Genomic DNA, 17,103 nt, shown 5'->3' on the forward strand with positions numbered 1-17,103 from the left:
CCCACCCCCTGGACGAGCCGACTTCCCCGCGGCTCGACCGGACCCGGACCGCGAGCCGACTTCCCCCCGGCTCGACGTCCACCGCACCGACCGCCCCACCCGCCCAGCTGCCCCAGCTCGGCTCCACCTGGTACCGCTTCCCCGGCGCCAGGCGAGCCGGGCGGGGCAGCGGGCCGGGGCAGTGCGCTCGTCCCGCCCCACCCGCGCTCCACTGCCCACCACCCGCCCCACTGGGCCCCACCCCCCGCCCAGCCCGCCCCTGCGCCCCGAGAGGAACTCGTCGATGAGCAGCCCCGAGGCCGCCGGGCCCGCGCTGCACGTCCCCGTCCTCCTCGACCGGGTCACCGAGCTGCTCGCCCCCGCGGTGAGCGCACCGGGCGCCGTCCTGGTCGACTGCACGCTGGGGCTGGCCGGCCACTCCCTGGCCCTGCTGGGGGCCCATCCAGGGCTCCGGCTGATCGGCCTGGACCGGGACCCCGACGCCCGCGCCGAGGCCGCTGCCCGGATCACCGCCGCCGGCCACGCCGAGCGCGCCACCCTGGTGCCCGCCGTCTTCGACGAGCTGCCCGACGTGCTGGCCGAGCTCGGGGTCGACGAGGTGCAGGGCGTCCTGTTCGACCTCGGCGTCTCCTCCCTGCAGCTGGACCGCCCCACCCGCGGGTTCAGCTACTCCACCGACGCGCCGCTGGACATGCGGATGGACCCCTCCGGTCCCCGCACCGCGGCCGACGTGGTCAACACCTACTCCCGGGGCGAGCTGACCCGGGTGCTCAAGGTCTACGGCGAGGAGCGCTTCGCCGGCCGGATCGCCGCCGCCATCGAGCGGGAGCGGGCCCGGGAGCCGTTCACCGGGACCGCCCGGCTGGCCGAGCTGGTGCGCTCGTCGATCCCCGCGGCCACCCGACGCACCGGTGGACACCCGGCCAAGCGGACCTTCCAGGCCCTCCGGATCGAGGTCAACGACGAACTCGGGGTGCTCTCCCGCGCCCTGCCCGCCGCCATCGACGCGCTCGCGATCGGTGGCCGACTGGTCGTGATCAGCTTCCACTCCCTCGAGGACCGCATCGTGAAGCAGACGCTCGCCGCAGAGGCCACCGACCGGACGCCGCCCGGCATGCCGGTCCCGATGCCCGAGCACGCCCCGGTGCTGAAGCTGGTGACCCGGGGCGGGGAGGCGCCCGGTGACGCCGAGCTGGCCGTCAACCCACGGGCCGCCTCGGCGCGGGTCCGTGCCGCCGAACGCCTCCGGCGGGCGGCATGAGCCAGCCGGCGCGCTCCGCCCCGCGGAACAGCAGCCCCCGCACCCCCACCCCGCGCACCCCCACGCCGCGCACCCCGCACGGCAGCACCGCCCGCACCGGGGCGACCCGCGCGGGCACCGCCCGGACCACGACCGCCCGGACCACGACGGCCCGGACAAACGGCCGCGCGACCACCGGCCCGGTGCACGTGTCCCGGGTCGCCCCGTCCCGGCGCAGCGGACCGGTCCCGAGTGGTCCGCAGCTGCGGCTGGTGCCGCCCAGCCGGCCGACCCCGGCCCGCGCACCCCGCGGCAGCCGGCGGGCGCTGCTGCGCGGTCGCCGGGCGCCGTTCGTCGTCGTGCTCGTCGCCCTGCTGGTCGGGACGACGCTGGGCCTGCTCCTGCTCAACACCGCGATCGCCGTGGACTCCCTGCACGCCACCGAGCAGCGGGTGGCGATGGCCGAGCAGGCCAAGGAGGTGGCTCGACTGGAACAGCAGGTGATCGCTGCCGAGACTGCCGCCGAACTGGCCCGCGCCGCTGCCGCGGTCGGGCTGGTCCCGCCGGGGGACGCGGCGCACCTGGTGCTGCAGCCCGACGGCAGCTCCGTCCTGCTGGGCAGCGCCACGCCGGCGACGCCCCCCGTCGAGCCGGAGACCACCGACCCGGAGGCCACCGACCCGGAGGCCACCGACCCGGAGGCCACCGACCAGGAGTCCGACTCCAGTACCGATCCCGCACAGACCGACCCCCCGCCCACCGACGACGCGTCGCCGACCCCCGGGAACTGATCCGTGCCCCCTGCAGGTCCACTCCCGCCGAACCGCCCGGTCGGGGCCCGCCGGACCCCGGTCCGGCCCACCGGCCCGGCCGGGCGCGGTGCGCCGCTGTCCCGTCGCGAGCCCGGGACGCGGCGTCTCCAGCCGCTGGGGCTGGCGGAGCGGGACCAGCGCAACCGCTGGGGGCTGGCCTTCCTGATCACCCTGCTGGTCGTGGTCGTCGGCAAGCTCGTGGTGCTGCAGGGGGTCGACGGGGCCGCCTACGCACAGGCCGCCGAGAACGACCGGATGCGCACGTACCCGATCGAGGCCGTCCGGGGGGAGATCACCGACCGGAACGGCAAGGTGCTCGCCTACTCGGTGGACGCCAAGCGGGTGACGGCCGACCCGACCCTGGTCTCCGACCCCACCCGTACGGCGCTGGCGCTGACCACCCTGCTCGGGGTCCCGGTCGACGAGCTCGTCGAGAAGCTCTCCCGGGAGGGGCGCTACGTCGTCCTGGCCGACGAGGTGAGCACCGACGTCACCGACCAGATCCGTGAGCTCCCGGCCTCGACGCAGGCCGGCCTGGTCTTCCAGGACGACCCGGTGCGGCTGTACCCGGCGGGCGCGGTCGGCGGGCAGCTCGTCGGCTTCGTCGGCAAGGAGGGCAACGGCCTCGCCGGGATCGAGCAGACGTTCGAGGAGGTGCTGGCCGGGATCGACGGTGAGGAGCGGATCGAGGTCGACGGCGTCGGCAACCCGATCCCCTCGGGCATCGACGACACCCAGCCGGCCACCGACGGCAGCACCGTCCAGCTGACGCTGGACCAGGACCTCCAGTTCGTCGTGCAGCAGACGCTGGACGCCGCCTGCGCCGACGAGGCGACCGCCACGGCCTCGGCCGTCGTCCAGCACGTGCAGACCGGCGAGGTGGTGGCGATGGCCTCCTGCCCCGGCTACGACCCGGGCAGCTACAACACCACCGACCCGGACCTGCTCGGCAACCCGGTCCTCTCCGAGGTCTACGAGCCGGGCTCGGTGCTGAAGGCGGTGACCTTGGCCGCCGCGATCGAGGAGGGCAAGGCCACCAAGGACACGGTGCTGAACGTCGACGGGCACATCCAGGCCGGGGACGTCGTGGTCACCGACGCCCACGACCACGAGCCGATCGACTTCACCGTCACCGGGATCCTCGCCAAGTCCAGCAACGTCGGGTCGATCATGCTGGCCCGGGAGGTCGGCGACAGCACGTTCGAGGAGTACCTGCGCCGCTTCGGGCTCGGGTCGACCACCGGCATCGAGCTCCCCGGGGAGAGCGCCGGCATCCTGCAGGACTCGGCGGACTGGACCGAGAGCCGCGCGGCCAACGTGCCGATCGGTCAGGGCGTCTCGGTGACCACCCTGCAGATGGCGTCGGCGTACCAGGCCCTCGCCAACGACGGGGTGCGGATCGAACCGCGGGTGGTCTCCTCGGTGACCGCCGCGGACGGCACCGTCACCGACGTGCCGCAGCCCGAGGGCGCGCGGGTGGTCAGCGAGTCCACCGCCGACCAGCTGACCTACATGCTGGAGGCGGTCGTCGGCCCCGGGGGCACCGCGCCACTGGGCGAGATCGACGGCTTCCGGGTCGCCGGCAAGACCGGCACCGCCCAGCGGGCCAACCCGGAGACGGGCAGCTACGCCGGCGGCGGCTACTTCACCACCTTCGTCGGCTACGCCCCGGCCGACGACCCGCAGTACGTGGTGGCCGTCGACCTCGAGCGGCCCACCAGCGACGCCGAGGGCGGGCAGGTCGCCGCCCCCGTCTTCGCCGACGTCATGCGGTACGCGCTGATCTCCGGCGGCGTCGTCCCCTCCGGTGCGCCGCGCCCGGACTTCACCCTCACCGTCCCCTGAACCCGCCGGCGCAGGGAGCCGCCCACCCACCGGCGCGACACGGGGTCAGCAGGTGATCGGGCCGTCGTCCTCCGCGCCGGTAGATTGGACCGTCGTGACCTCGACCGCGCCCGGGGCGGCGCCCCGGCCAGCCGGGAACCGCCCGCTCTCCCTCGCCGATCTCGCCGACCTCATCGGCGTCCCGGTGACCGGCGCGACCGCCGTGGCCGTCACCGGCGTCACCCACGCGTCCGGCGACGTCCGCCCCGGTGACCTCTACGCCGCCCTCCCCGGCGCCCGCACCCACGGCGCCCGGTACACCGCCGACGCCGCCGCACGCGGCGCCCGCGCGGTGCTCACCGACCGGGCGGGGGAGGAGCAGGCCCGGGCCGCGGGCCTGCCGGTCTGCGTGGCCGACGACCCGCGGGCCGTGCTCGGCGCGGTCGCCTCCCGGGTCTACGGGTTCCCCAGCGAGCAGCTGACCGTGCTCGGCATCACCGGCACCAACGGCAAGACGACGACGAGCTACCTGATCGAGGCCGGCCTGGCCGCCGCCGGCTGGGCCAGCGGCCTGATCGGCACCGTGCAGACCCGCACCCGGGGCCGGGACGCCGACGGTGCACCGGTCACCACGGAGCTGCCCAGCGTCCGCACCACCCCGGAGGCGGCCGACCTGCACGCGCTGCTGGCCACGATGGTCGACTCCGGGGTGCGCGCGGTGGTCATGGAGGTGTCCAGCCACGCGCTGGTCCTGGGCCGGGTCGGTGGGGTGCGCTTCGCCGCCGCCGGCTTCACCAACCTCTCCCGCGACCACCTGGACTTCCACGGCGACCCGGAGAGCTACTTCCAGGCCAAGGCGCTGCTGTTCGACGGCCGCGCCGCGGTCGAGGTGGTCGACGTCGACGACCCCGCCGGACGGCGGCTGGTCCACTCCGGCACGGTCACCGTCTCCGGGCTCGGTGCCGGTGGGGCGGACTGGTCGGCCACCGACGTGGCCGCCGTCCCCGCCGGTGGCTCGGCCTTCACCCTGCACGGTCCCGGCGGGCGGAGCTGGCCGGCGCGGCTGCGGCTGCCGGGCAGCTTCAACGTGGCCAACGCGGTGCTCGCCGTCGCCCTGCTGGACGCCGTCGGGGTGCCGCCGGAGACGTCGCTGACCGGGATCGCCGAGACCGTCGTCCCCGGCCGGATGGAGCCGGTGGACGCCGGGCAGCCGTTCGTCGCCGTCGTCGACTACGCGCACACCCCCGACGCGGTGCGGACCGCGCTGGCCGCGCTCCGGCCGGCGACCCCCGGGCGGCTGATCACCGTGCTCGGTTGCGGCGGTGACCGCGACCCGGGCAAGCGGCCGGGGATGGGCGCCGCTGCGGCGGCCGGCAGCGACGTGCTCGTGATCACCGACGACAACCCCCGCTCGGAGGACCCCGCGGCCATCCGCGCGGAGATGCGCGCCGGTGTCGACGACGTCCCCGCCGACCGGCGGGCCGAGGTGCTGGAGATCGGTGACCGGCGGGCCGCCCTCGCGGCCGCCGTCGGGCTCGCCGGGCCGGGTGACACGCTGCTGGTGGCCGGCAAGGGCCACGAGACGGGTCAGGAGGTGGGGGGCCAGGTGCTGCCCTTCGACGACCGCGTGGTGCTGCACGAGCTGCTGGCCGCCCACGCCGAGGTGGATGCGTGATCGCGCTGACCCTGGCCGAGGTGGCCGCGGCCGTCGACGGCGAGCTCGTCGGGGACGGTTCGACCGAGGTGACCGGTGCGGTGCTGGTCGACTCCCGTGCCGCGGCCCCCGGTGACCTCTTCGTCGCCCTCCCCGGGGAGCGGGTCGACGGCGCCGACTTCCTCCCCGCCGCCGCGGCGGCCGGCGCGGCCGGTGCACTCACCGCCCGGGCCGATCCCGCGCTGCCCTGCGTGGTCGTGGCCGACCCGGTGGCGGCCCTGGGCCGGTTGGCCGCAGCCGTGCACGGCCGGCTGGTCGAGGCCGGGCTGGTGACCATCGGCGTCACCGGGTCCTCCGGCAAGACCTCGACGAAGGACCTGCTGGGCCAGGTGCTGGCCGCCGCCGGCCCGACCGTCAGCCCGCAGGGCTCGTTCAACAACGACATCGGCCTGCCGCTGACCGTGCTCTCCGCCGACGCGGACACCCGCTTCCTGGTGCTCGAGATGGGCTCGCGCGGCCCCGGCCACATCGCCCGGCTGTGCCGGATCGCCCGGCCGACGATCGGCGTCGTGCTCAACGTCGGGTCCGCCCACCTCGGGGAGTTCGGCAGCGCCGAGGTGATCGCCACCAGCAAGGGCGAACTGGTCGCCGCGCTGCCGGCCACCGGCACGGCCGTGCTCAACGCCGACGACGCGCGGGTGGCCGGCATGGCCCCCCGCACGGCGGCCACCGTGCTGACCACCGGGCTGGCCGAGCACGCCGACGTACGGGCCACCCGGATCGAGCTCGACGACGCCGCCCGCGCCCGGTTCACCCTCGTCGCCCGCGGGGAGCAGCACCCGGTCGCCCTGCAGGTCGTCGGGGTGCACCAGGTCGCCAACGCGCTGTCGGCCGCCGGCGCGGCCCTGGCCGCCGGGATGACGCCCGCCGCCGTCGCGCAGGCGCTGTCGGCCGCCGCGCCGCGCAGCCGCTGGCGGATGGAGGTCACCACCCGCGCCGACGGCGTGACCGTCGTCAACGACGCCTACAACGCCAACCCCGAGTCGATGCGCGCGGCGCTGGCCGCGCTCAGCCGATTGCGCGGCAGCCGCCGGATCGCGGTGCTCGGCGCGATGGGCGAGCTCGGCCCCACCGCCGGAGCCGCGCACGAGGAACTGGGCCGGGACGCCGTGCGCGCCGGGGTCGACCTGGTCGTCTCCGTCGGGCCCGACGCGGCCGGTGTGCACGCCGGCGCCCGTGCGGAACTGGACGCCCGTGGTCGCGCAGGCGACCGCGGGGGAGAGCAGGAGGAGTCCGTGCACCTGCCGGACCGGGCAGCAGCCCGGCGGTTGCTGGGCGAGCTGGTCGGGCCGGGTGACGTCGTCCTGGTCAAGGCCTCGCGCAGCTACGGCCTCGAGGAGCTCGCCGCCGACCTGATCGCCGACGGCGGCCCGGAGGTGACCGCGTGAGGTCCGTCCTCGTCGCCGCCGCCGTCGGGCTGATCGTCTCCATCCTGCTGACCCCGTTGGCGATCAAGGCCTTCCGGAAGCACGGCTTCGGGCAGGAGATCCGGGACGACGGCCCGGAGAGCCACCTGTCGAAGAAGGGCACGCCCACGATGGGCGGCACCGTGATGGTGCTGGCCACGGTGGTGGGCTACCTGATGGCGCACCTGTTCGTGATCAACCAGGAGGGCCGTGGCGTCACCGCCACCGGTCTGCTGCTGCTCTTCCTGTTGATCGGCCTGGGCACCGTCGGGTTCCTCGACGACTACCTGAAGATCCGCTACCGGCGCAGCCTCGGCCTGAACAAGACCGCGAAGCTCGTCGGGCAGCTGGTCATCGGGGTCACCTTCGCCGTGCTCGCGCTGATGGCCGACGGCCAGGACGGCACCGCGGTGGCCACCACGACGGTCTCCTTCGTCCGGGACATCGCCCCGCTCACCCTGCCGACGGTCGCCTTCATCGCGCTGGCCTACCTCTTCATCGCCGGGTTCTCCAACGCGGTCAACCTCACCGACGGCCTCGACGGGCTGGCCGCCGGCGCCTCGGCGATGGTGTTCGGTTCCTACGTGGTCATCTCGTTCTGGCAGTTCGGGAACGACTGCGCCGGAGGCGTCGTCGACGGCTGCTACACCGTCCGCGACCCGCTCGACGTGACCCTGGTGGCCGCCGCGGCGATGGGCGCCTGCCTGGGCTTCCTGTGGTGGAACACCTCACCGGCCCGGATCTTCATGGGCGACACCGGTTCGCTGGCCCTCGGCGGGCTGATGGCCGGGCTGGCCATCGTCACCCGCACCGAGCTGCTGCTCGTCGTGCTCGGCGGGCTCTTCGTGGCGGTCACCCTGTCGGTCGTGATCCAGGTCGGCTTCTTCCGGGCCACCCGGCGGCGGGTCTTCCGGATGGCACCGCTGCACCACCACTTCGAGCTGGCCGGCTGGGCGGAGAACACCGTGATCGTCCGGTTCTGGCTGGTCACCGGGATGGCCGTCGCCTTCGGGCTGGGGCTGTTCTACGCCGACTGGCTCTCCGTCACGGGGCTGTAGAGATGGCGCACACGGACTGGACGGCGGAACGCCCGCTGGGCACCGTGCTCGTCGCCGGGCTCGGCGTCTCCGGCGCCGCGGCCGCCCGGGTGCTGCTGGCCCGCGGGGACGACGTCCTGCTCACCGACGCCACCGAGCCCGCCGTGCTGGCCGAGCTGGTGGCGGCGGGGGCCCGCTGGCTCGGCGCGCTCAGCGAACCGCCGGAGGACGTCGACCTGGTCGTCACCTCCCCGGGCTGGCGCCCGGACTCCCCGCTGCTGCGGACCGCCGCCGCCCGCGGCGTGGAGGTCATCGGCGAGCCGGAGCTGGCCTGGCGGCTGCGGATCGCGGCCCCGGGCGCGGAACCCGCCCCCTGGTTCGCGGTCACCGGCACGAACGGCAAGACGACGACGGTCACGATGCTCGAGGCGGTCCTGCTGGCCGCCGGGCGGCGGGCGGTCGCGGCGGGCAACGTCGGCCGGCCGCTCATCGAGGTGGTCACCGCCCGCGACGCCGACGGCACCCCGACCTATGACGCGATCGCCGTGGAGCTCTCCAGCTTCCAGCTGCACTGGTCCTCCTCGATCGCCCCCGCCGGCGCCTGCGTGCTGAACGTGGCCGACGACCACGTCGATTGGCACGGGTCGTTCGGCGCCTACCGCGACGCCAAGGCCCGACTGCTGCGGTTGGCGCCGGTCGCGGTCGCCGACGCCGGTGACCCGGTGGCGTCCGGGCTCGTCGGTCACCACCGGCACCCGGTCACCGTGACCCTCGGCGAGCCGGCGCGCGGCCAGCTCGGCGTCCGGGCCGGGGCGCTGGTCGACCGCGCGTTCAGCGCGGAGCCGGCCGGTGAGGTGCTGGTCGAGCTGGAGGCCCTGCAGGTGCGGGGGCCGCACAACACGGTGAACGCACTGGCCGCTGCGGCGCTCGCCCGGGTCGCCGGGGTCGACGCCGCCGCGGTCGGGCGCGGCCTGGCCGGGTTCCGCGGCGGCGCGCACCGCAACGTGCTGGTCGGCAGCGTCGACGGCGTCGACTTCGTCGACGACAGCAAGGCCACCAACCCACACGCCGCCGGGGCCTCGCTGGCCGCCTACCCGCGGGTGGTGTGGATCGCCGGCGGCCTGCTCAAGGGCGCCGACGTCGAGCCGCTGGTCGCCGCGGTCGCCCCGCGGCTGGCCGGGGTGGTGCTGCTGGGCCGGGACCGCGAGGTGCTGGCCCGGTCCCTGGCGCGACACGCCCCGTCGGTCCCACGCACGGTCGTCCCGAGCGGCGACCATGGCGACGTGGTGACTGATGGGGACAGCGTGATGCGTGAGGTGGTCGCGGCCGCCGTCCGGCTGGCCCGCCCCGGTGACACGGTGCTGCTCGCCCCGGCGGCCGCCTCGATGGACGTGTACACCGACTACGCGCACCGCGGCCGGGCCTTCGCCGACGCGGTCCGCGCGCTGGGATGACCGGCCGGTGACGGCGACCACCGGGCAGCGCTCGTCCCGCCGTGCCGGCCGCGCGGAGCAAGCCCCGGCGGCACCCCGCGCCGAGGGCCCGCGCTTCCGCGCCCCGGCCTGGCTCGACGGCCCGATGACCAGCTCCCACCTGGTGCTGGGCTCGGCCGGCATGCTGCTGGCGATCGGCCTGGTCATGGTCTTCTCCGCCTCCTCGATCGAGGCGGCCAAGGCCGGCCAGCCGGCCTGGCTGCCCGGCGTCCGGCAGATCGCCTTCGCCGTCATCGGGCTGCTCGCCATGCTGGTGGCGATGCACCTGCCGGTCGGCCGCATCCGCCAGTTCTCCGGCTGGGGGCTGCTCGGCGTCGCCGGGCTGCTGCTGCTGGTCCTGGTGCCGGGGATCGGGCTCAAGCTGAACGGTTCCCGGGCCTGGTTCGACCTGGGCTTCACCAACTTCCAGCCCTCCGAGCTGGGCAAGCTGGTCTTCGCGCTCTGGGGTGCGCACGTCATCGCCCTGCGGGAGAAGTACCTGACCGTCCAGTCGCTGCTCGTGCCGGTGCTGCCGGTGTTCGGCGTGCTGTCGGCGCTCCTGCTGCTCGAGCCCGACATGGGCGCGGTGGTCAGCCTGGGGCTGGTGCTGGCCGGGCTCATGTGGGCCGGCGGGCTGTCCCGCCGCTACATCGCCGGTGCCGTCGCGCTCGCCGCCGTGGCCGTCGTCCTGATGGTGACGTTCGCGAGCTACCGGATGGCCCGGATCACCTCGTTCCTGGACCCCTTCGCCGATCCGGAGAACGGTGGCTACCAGGCGATCCGCGGGCTGTACGCGCTGGCCACCGGCGGGGTGTGGGGCGTCGGGCTGGGCAACAGCGCGATGAAGTGGAACATCCTGCCGCACGCGGAGTCCGACTACATCTTCGCGATCATCGGCGAGGAGCTGGGCTTCCTGGGCTGCCTCGTGGTGGTCACCCTGTACGGCATCCTCGCCTGGGCCGGCTTCCGGATCGCCCGCCGGTCCACCGACCGCTTCGTCCAGCTGGCCAGCGTCGCCATCACCGTGTGGCTGGTCGGGCAGGCCGTGATCAACATGGGCTACGTGGTGGGCCTGCTGCCGGTCACCGGCGTGACGCTGCCGCTGATCTCCGCCGGCGGCACCTCGCTGGTCCTCACCCTCCTCGTCGTCGGGCTGCTGGTCCGCTTCGCCCGGGCCGAACCGGCCGCGATCGCCTTCCAGCGGGGCCAGCGCCGCGGTCGGCTGACCCGGCTGCTGGCGCCGGTCCCCGCGGCGGCCGTCGACCCGGTGCCCTCCCGCCGGCGCCGGGAGACCCGGTCCGCCGGCCGCGCCGGCCCGCCGCCCTCGGCGCCCCGGCGCGGGAACGGCCGGACGGTCGCCCGGGTGACCGGTCACCCGCCGTCGTCCGCCCCGGGCCGGGGACGTCGTCCCGAGGAGCCGGCGCCCACCCCGGACGCGCGCCGCGGCGGCGCGGAGCGGCAGACTGTCGACCGCCGGCAGAACCCCGGTGACCGCCCGACCGTCCGCAGCCGGCCCGCGTCTGCTGCGGGTCCCGCCCTGCGCGAGGGGCTCCGCGACCGTCCCTGGTCCGGGGAACCGCCCGCTGCCCGGGTCCGGCCCGTCCAGCGGTCCCGCCCCTCGAGAACCGAACGGCCAGGACACCCGCAGTGACCTCTCCCCAGCCCGACGCCGGCGACGACGTCCCGGGCGTGCCCACGTCCGGTGCCGCACCGGTGCGTGTCGTCCTCGCCGGTGGCGGCACCGGCGGCCACATCGAGCCGATGCTCGCCCTCGCCGACGCCCTCACCCGCCGCACCGGTGCCGCGGAGGCGGCTCCGCGGGTCACCTGCCTGGGCACCGCCCGCGGCATGGAGACCCGGCTGGTGCCGGCCCGCGGCTACGACCTGCGGCTCATCCCGCCGGTGCCGCTGCCGCGCAGGCCGACGCCGGACCTGCTGCGCGTCCCGGGCCGGCTGCGGCGGGCCGTCGCCGAGACGCGGGAGCTGCTCACCGAGCTCGATGCCGACGTGGTCGTCGGCTTCGGCGGGTACGTGGCCCTGCCCGCCTACCTGGCCGCCCGCCGGGCCGGCGTCCCGATCGTGGTGCACGAGCAGAACGCGCTGCCGGGGCTGGCCAACCGGATCGGCGCCCGGCTCGCCGCCCGGGTGGCGGTCACCGTGCCGAGCACGCCGCTGCACGGTGCCGAGCACGTCGGGATGCCGCTGCGGACGGCGATCAGCGGGCTGGACCGGGCCGCCCGGCGCGCCGAGGCGCGGGCCGCGTTCGGGCTGGACCCCGACCGCCCGACCCTGCTGGTGTTCGGGGGCTCGCAGGGCGCCGCGTCGCTGAACCGGGCCGCGGTCGCCGCGGCCGATGCGCTGACCGCCGCCGGGGTGCAGGTTCTGCACGCCCGGGGGCCGAAGAACACCGAGGTGTCGGTGCCCGCGCGCCCGGCCGGGGCGGCTCCCTACGTCGTCGTCGACTACCTGGAGCGGATGGACCTGGCCTACGCCGCAGCGGACCTGGCGCTGTGCCGCGCCGGTGCGGTCACCGTCGCCGAGCTGTCCGCGGTCGGGTTGCCGGCCGCGTTCGTGCCCCTGCCGATCGGCAACGGCGAGCAGCGGCTCAACGCGCTGCCCGTGGTCGAGGCCGGTGGCGCGGTGCTGGTCGCCGACGCCGACCTGTCGCCGTCCTGGATCGAGAGCGAGCTGGTCCCGTTGCTCACCGACCCGCAGGCGCTGTCCGCGCTCGCCGAGCGCGCGGCCGCCGCGGGCACCCCGGACGCCGACGAGCGGCTGGCCGACCTCGTGCTGCAGGTCGCCGGCCGGGAGGTGGGCGACCGATGAGCGCTGCTGACGTCGCCGCCTGGCGCGGCCCCATCCCGTCGCTGGCCGAGCTCGGGCCGGTGCACTTCATCGGCATCGGTGGCGCCGGGATGAGCGGCATCGCCCGGATCATGCTCGCTCGCGGCGTGCCGGTGTCCGGCAGTGACCGGCGGGACTCACCGGCGCTGCGCGCGCTGGACGCCCTCGGTGCGCGGATCGAGGTCGGGCACGCCGCCGAGCACCTGGGTGAGGCCACGACCGTGGTCGTCTCCACCGCGATCCGCGACGAGAACGCCGAGCTGGTGGCCGCGCGGGACCGCGGGCTGCGCGTGCTGCCGCGGGCGGTGGCGCTGGCGGCGGTGATGGCCGGTCGGCGCAGCGTCGCGGTGGCGGGCACGCACGGGAAGACCTCGACGACCTCGATGCTGACCGTCGCCGTCCAGGCCTGTGGCGTCGACCCCTCCTTCGCCATCGGCGGCACGCTGAACGAGTCCGGCTCCAACGCCCACGCCGGTCAGGGCGACGTATTCCTCGCCGAGGCCGACGAGAGCGACCGGTCCTTCCTGCTGCTGGCGCCGCGCGGAGGCATCGTCACCAACGTCGAGGCCGACCACCTGGACAACTACGGCGACCTGGCCGCCGTCGAGGCGGCGTTCGACACCTTCGCCCGCACGGTGCCCGGCGACGGCTTCCTGGTGCTGTGTGCCGACGACCCCGGGGCCGCCCGGCTGGCCACGGTCGGCGCCGCCGCCCGGGTGCGCACCTACGGCCAGTCGGCCGGTGCGGACCTGCGCCTCGTCGACCTGGAGGTGGGCCCGGACGGCACCCGGTACACCGCCGTCCTCGACGGCCAGGAGATCGGCGCGGTGCACATCCGGTTGCCCGGCGTGCACATGGCGCTCAACAGCGCGGCCGCGCTCCTCGCCGGCCTCGAGCTGGAGCTGCCGGTCGCCGGGCTGGTCAACGGACTGGGCCGGTTCGGCGGAGTGCACCGGCGCTTCGAGCTCAAGGGCACCGTCGCCGGGGTCCGCGTGTACGACGACTACGCCCACCACCCCACCGAGGTGGCCGCCCAGCTCCGTGCCGCCCGCGCGGTGGTGGGGGAGGGGCGCCTGCTGGTGCTCTTCCAGCCGCATCTCTACAGCCGGACGGCGGAGTTCGCCACCGGCTTCGGCGAGGCGCTGGGCCTGGCCGACGAGGTCGTGGTCATGGAGGTCTACGGCGCCCGGGAGGACCCGGTGCCCGGGGTCACCGGTGCGCTGGTCGCCGACGCGGTGCCGCTGCCCGCCGAGCAGGTCGCCTTCGAGCCGTCCTGGTCGGCGGCCGCCGGTGCGATGGCCGCCCGGGCACGCCCGGGTGACCTGGTGGTGACCATGGGCGCCGGCGACGTGTCGATGGTCGGACCCGAGGTGCTGGTGGCGCTGGCGCCGCCGCCGGAGCTGTCGGACGCGGTGGAGGACGGGCCGGAGCCACCACGGTGAGCCGTACGGGGTCGACGACCCGCGACCGGTCCCGCAGACCGCGCCGCGGCGCCACCCCGGCGGGAGCTGCCGCACCGGTCACCTCGCTGCGCGCCCGACGCGGCCGGTCCCGCCGCACCGGGACGCCCCGCCGCCGGCTGCTCGTGCTGGCGGTCGGGCTGGCCCTCGTGGTGGCGCTGGCGGCCTGGGTCCTGCTGGCCAGCCCGTTGCTGGCGGTGCGCACCGTGCGGGTCGACGGGGCCGTCGCGCTGTCGGACGCCCAGGTCGTCTCCGTCGCCGGGATCGAGGAGGGCACCCCGTTGGTGCGGGTGGACACCGAGGCGGCGACCGCCCGGGTGGCGCAGTTGCCGCAGGTCGACTCGGTGGAGGTGACCCGCGGCTGGCCGGGGACGGTGGTGGTCACGCTGGCGGAGCGGGTCCCGGTCGCCGTCGTGGAGCAGGGCGGCACCCGGGGCCTGGTCGATGCCCGGGGCGTCGTGTTCGACACGATCACCGGCGACGCCCCGCGCGGGGTCGTCCCGCTCGACGTGCGCGAGCCCGGCCCGGACGACGCGGCCACCACCGCCGCGCTGGGTGCGCTCGTCGCGCTGCCGGACGCCGTGCGCAGCCAGGTGACCGGGGTGTCCGCGCGCACCGCCGACGACGTCACGCTGACCCTGACCGACGGTCGGTCGGTGCGGTGGGGGAGTGCCGAGCGCACCGACCGCAAGGCCGAGGTGCTGGGTGCGCTGCTGGACCAGATCGACGAGGGCACCCTCGACCCGGCCGACACCCTCGACGTCAGCACCCCCGACGCGGTCGTCCTGCGCTGAGGGCCGGTGCCGCGGGGCGCGCGACACGCCCGGCCAGGAAAAAGGTCCGCGAGTCCTCCGTCCCGGGCGTGCCGACGGAGTCGGGAGATGTCTAGAGGAGAACTGGAGACGCTGACCAGGCGGGTCGTCACGTCTGGTGAGTGCAAAGTGACGGATGGGTCGAGAGATCCTCGTGAGAATCCGCCCGACGGACACGCCGAGCCGAGGAGGGTGCTTGCTGCCCCGGATGGGCACACCTAACTTCGTCCTCACAACGACTCAGTTGACATAACTATAAGGCTTAACCTAAGGATGAGGGTCCAGTTGGGGAGCGCGGCATGACACCTCCGCACAACTACCTAGCGGTCATCAAGGTCGTCGGCATCGGCGGCGGCGGGGTGAACGCGGTCAATCGCATGATCGAGGTCGGCCTCAAGGGGGTCGAGTTCATCGCCATCAACACCGACGCGCAGGCGCTGCTGATGAGCGACGCCGACGTCAAGCTCGACGTCGGTCGTGAGCTCACCCGCGGTCTGGGCGCCGGCGCGCAGCCCGACGTCGGCCGGCAGGCCGCCGAGGACCACCGCGAGGAGATCGAAGAGGTGCTCAAGGGCGCCGACATGGTCTTCGTGACCGCCGGCGAGGGCGGTGGCACCGGCACCGGTGGCGCGCCGGTCGTCGCCTCGATCGCCCGCAAGCTCGGTGCGCTCACGATCGGCGTGGTCACCCGCCCGTTCTCCTTCGAGGGGAAGCGGCGGGCGGTCCAGGCCGAGTCGGGCATCGAGGAGCTGCGCAACGAGTGCGACACGCTCATCGTGATCCCGAACGACCGGCTGCTGCAGCTGGGCGACCGGAACGTCAGCGTGATGGACGCCTTCCGCACCGCCGACCAGGTGCTGCTCTCCGGTGTCCAGGGCATCACCGACCTGATCACCACCCCGGGTCTGATCAACCTGGACTTCGCCGACGTCAAGTCGGTCATGTCCGGGGCAGGGTCGGCGCTGATGGGGATCGGCAGCGCCCGCGGCGACAACCGCGCGCTGCTGGCCGCCGAGCAGGCGATCGCGTCACCCCTGCTGGAGGCCTCGATGGAGGGCGCCCACGGCGTCCTGCTGTCGATCTCCGGTGGGTCGGACCTGGGGCTGTTCGAGATCAACGAGGCTGCCTCGCTGGTCTCCGACGCCGCGCACCCCGACGCCAACATCATCTTCGGCGCCGTCATCGACGACGCCCTCGGTGACGAGGTGCGGGTCACCGTGATCGCGGCCGGGTTCGACGGTGGCAAGCCCGGCACCCGCAAGGACGCCGGCAGCACGCCGCTGGCGACCTCGGCCCCGGCTGCTCCGGCCCCACCGGTCAGTGCTCCGCCGGCGGCCCGTCCGTCGGTGCCGGCGCAGACCGGCGAGCGGCCGGCCGGCCCGGCCCCGGCTCAGGCTGCACCGGCGCAGGCACCGGCGGCACCCGTGACCTCCTCGCCGTCGGCGCCGCGACCGGGTCAGCCCGGCAGTGCGCCGCAGGGCGGCGGGATCACCGTGCCTCCGCTGCCGCCGATCGCCGGGCAGTCCGGCGGCACCCGCCGGCCGCTCGCGACCGACGACTTCGAGGAAGAGCTCGACATCCCCGAGTTCCTGCGCAGCCAGTGAAAGGACCCTCTTTCCCCCCACCCCTCGCAGGCTCGGGGCGGGACCCTGGAAGAGGGCCGTTCCAGCGGGTCACCACGCTCGCAGCGGGACCCTGCACGGGGGCCGTTCCCATGGGATGCCCACGTGATTGACAGCGCGGCCGCTCTGCCGGCGGTGCGGCCCCGACGGGTCGTCACCGACCGGCGGGGCGGCCGTTCTGCTGCGCCGTACGACTCCTTCAACCTGGGTGTCCACGTCGGTGACGACCCGGACGCCGTGGCCGCCAACCGGGCCCGGCTGGCCGGCGAGCTCGGTGTGCCCGGCGACCGGCTGCTCTGGATGACCCAGGTGCACGGCACCGGCGTCGCGATCGTCGAGGACGCCGAGGAGAACCCGGTGGCCGACGTCGACGCGCTGGTGACCGCCACCCCCGGGCTGGTGCTCTGCGTGCTGGTCGCCGACTGCGTGCCGGTGCTGCTGGCCGACCCCGTCGCCGGGGTGGTCGCCGCGGTGCACGCCGGCCGGGAGGGCGTGCGCACCGGTGTCGTCCCGGCCACGCTGGCGGCGATGACCCGGCTGGGCTCCCGCCCCGGCGACGTGGAAGCGCTGCTGGGCCCGGCCGTCTGCGGCCTGGACTACGAGGTCCCGGCGCAGATGCAGGCCGACGTCGCCCAGGTCGCCCCGGCCAGTGCGGTCCGCACCCGGCGCGGCACGCCGGGGCTGGACCTGCGGGCCGGGCTGGCCGAGGTGCTCCGCCGAGCCGGGGTCGGGCAGGTCGTGCACGACCCGCGCTGCACCGTCGAGGACCCCCGGCTGTTCAGCCACCGCCGCGACGGCGTGACCGGCCGCCAGGCGGGCGTCGTCTGGCTCGGTTGAGCCGACGGACCCCGCTCTCCACG

At 75.5% G+C, this 17,103-nt stretch carries 13 protein-coding genes; all 13 read left to right on the forward strand.

Annotated elements, in window-relative coordinates; genetic code table 11:
- The first annotated feature begins 283 nt into the window (after window positions 1-283).
- Window positions 284-1,261, forward strand: a complete 978-nt coding sequence (gene rsmH, locus O2V63_RS06370; RefSeq protein ID WP_269166700.1) for a 16S rRNA (cytosine(1402)-N(4))-methyltransferase RsmH — start codon at window positions 284-286, stop codon at window positions 1,259-1,261.
- The gene (locus tag O2V63_RS06375; RefSeq protein ID WP_269166701.1) at window positions 1,258-2,031 is read left to right on the forward strand and encodes a hypothetical protein; all 774 of its coding nucleotides are present in this window, start codon (window positions 1,258-1,260) and stop codon (window positions 2,029-2,031) included. Before rsmH ends, O2V63_RS06375 begins: the two co-directional genes overlap by 4 nt.
- 3 nt (window positions 2,032-2,034) lie before the next feature.
- Window positions 2,035-3,897, forward strand: a complete 1,863-nt coding sequence (locus tag O2V63_RS06380; protein ID WP_269166702.1) for a peptidoglycan D,D-transpeptidase FtsI family protein — start codon at window positions 2,035-2,037, stop codon at window positions 3,895-3,897.
- 94 nt (window positions 3,898-3,991) lie between these two features.
- A complete protein-coding gene (locus tag O2V63_RS06385) occupies window positions 3,992-5,551 on the forward strand; it encodes a UDP-N-acetylmuramoyl-L-alanyl-D-glutamate--2,6-diaminopimelate ligase (RefSeq protein ID WP_269166703.1) in 1,560 nt (519 codons plus the stop codon).
- Complete coding sequence (locus tag O2V63_RS06390; protein ID WP_269166704.1) at window positions 5,548-6,978, forward strand: UDP-N-acetylmuramoyl-tripeptide--D-alanyl-D-alanine ligase; 1,431 nt, start codon at window positions 5,548-5,550, stop codon at window positions 6,976-6,978. The genes O2V63_RS06385 and O2V63_RS06390 overlap by 4 nt, the downstream gene beginning before the upstream one ends.
- The gene (gene mraY, locus O2V63_RS06395; protein WP_269166705.1) at window positions 6,975-8,054 is read left to right on the forward strand and encodes a phospho-N-acetylmuramoyl-pentapeptide-transferase; all 1,080 of its coding nucleotides are present in this window, start codon (window positions 6,975-6,977) and stop codon (window positions 8,052-8,054) included. Before O2V63_RS06390 ends, mraY begins: the two co-directional genes overlap by 4 nt.
- A 2-nt stretch (window positions 8,055-8,056) precedes the next feature.
- Window positions 8,057-9,487 (forward strand): UDP-N-acetylmuramoyl-L-alanine--D-glutamate ligase, encoded by a 1,431-nt coding sequence (gene murD / locus O2V63_RS06400; RefSeq protein WP_269166706.1) that lies wholly within the window; start codon window positions 8,057-8,059, stop codon window positions 9,485-9,487.
- Window positions 9,488-9,494: 7 nt separating this feature from the next.
- Window positions 9,495-11,156: a putative lipid II flippase FtsW gene (ftsW, locus tag O2V63_RS06405; protein WP_269166707.1), complete on the forward strand. Its 1,662-nt coding sequence runs from the start codon at window positions 9,495-9,497 to the stop codon at window positions 11,154-11,156.
- Window positions 11,153-12,331, forward strand: coding sequence for an undecaprenyldiphospho-muramoylpentapeptide beta-N-acetylglucosaminyltransferase (gene murG, locus O2V63_RS06410; protein ID WP_269166708.1), 1,179 nt, complete (start codon window positions 11,153-11,155; stop codon window positions 12,329-12,331). The genes ftsW and murG overlap by 4 nt, the downstream gene beginning before the upstream one ends.
- A complete protein-coding gene (murC, locus tag O2V63_RS06415; RefSeq protein WP_269166709.1) occupies window positions 12,328-13,791 on the forward strand; it encodes a UDP-N-acetylmuramate--L-alanine ligase in 1,464 nt (487 codons plus the stop codon). Before murG ends, murC begins: the two co-directional genes overlap by 4 nt.
- Window positions 13,788-14,603 carry a cell division protein FtsQ/DivIB gene (locus tag O2V63_RS06420; protein ID WP_269166710.1) on the forward strand — a complete coding sequence of 272 codons (816 nt, stop codon included), beginning with the start codon at window positions 13,788-13,790 and terminating at the stop codon, window positions 14,601-14,603. The genes murC and O2V63_RS06420 overlap by 4 nt, the downstream gene beginning before the upstream one ends.
- 317 nt (window positions 14,604-14,920) lie before the next feature.
- Window positions 14,921-16,225, forward strand: coding sequence for a cell division protein FtsZ (gene ftsZ, locus O2V63_RS06425; protein ID WP_269166711.1), 1,305 nt, complete (start codon window positions 14,921-14,923; stop codon window positions 16,223-16,225).
- A gap of 123 nt (window positions 16,226-16,348) precedes the next feature.
- Entirely contained in the window at window positions 16,349-17,080 is a 732-nt protein-coding gene (pgeF, locus tag O2V63_RS06430) for a peptidoglycan editing factor PgeF (protein ID WP_269166712.1), read from the forward strand.
- Window positions 17,081-17,103: the final 23 nt, after the last annotated feature.

The sequence above is a fragment of the Modestobacter sp. VKM Ac-2977 genome, from assembly GCF_026968045.1.
Taxonomy (GTDB): domain Bacteria; phylum Actinomycetota; class Actinomycetes; order Mycobacteriales; family Geodermatophilaceae; genus Modestobacter.

Bases quoted from the DNA above. Each gene is read 5' to 3' on its own strand.
- ftsZ (WP_269166711.1), top strand. From the start codon at position 14,921: ATGACACCTCCGCACAACTACCTAGCGGTCATCAAGGTCGTCGGCATC.
- O2V63_RS06375 (WP_269166701.1), top strand. From the start codon at position 1,258: ATGAGCCAGCCGGCGCGCTCCGCCCCGCGGAACAGCAGCCCCCGCACC.
- murD (WP_269166706.1), top strand. From the start codon at position 8,057: ATGGCGCACACGGACTGGACGGCGGAACGCCCGCTGGGCACCGTGCTC.
- murC (WP_269166709.1), top strand. From the start codon at position 12,328: ATGAGCGCTGCTGACGTCGCCGCCTGGCGCGGCCCCATCCCGTCGCTG.
- rsmH (WP_269166700.1), top strand. From the start codon at position 284: ATGAGCAGCCCCGAGGCCGCCGGGCCCGCGCTGCACGTCCCCGTCCTC.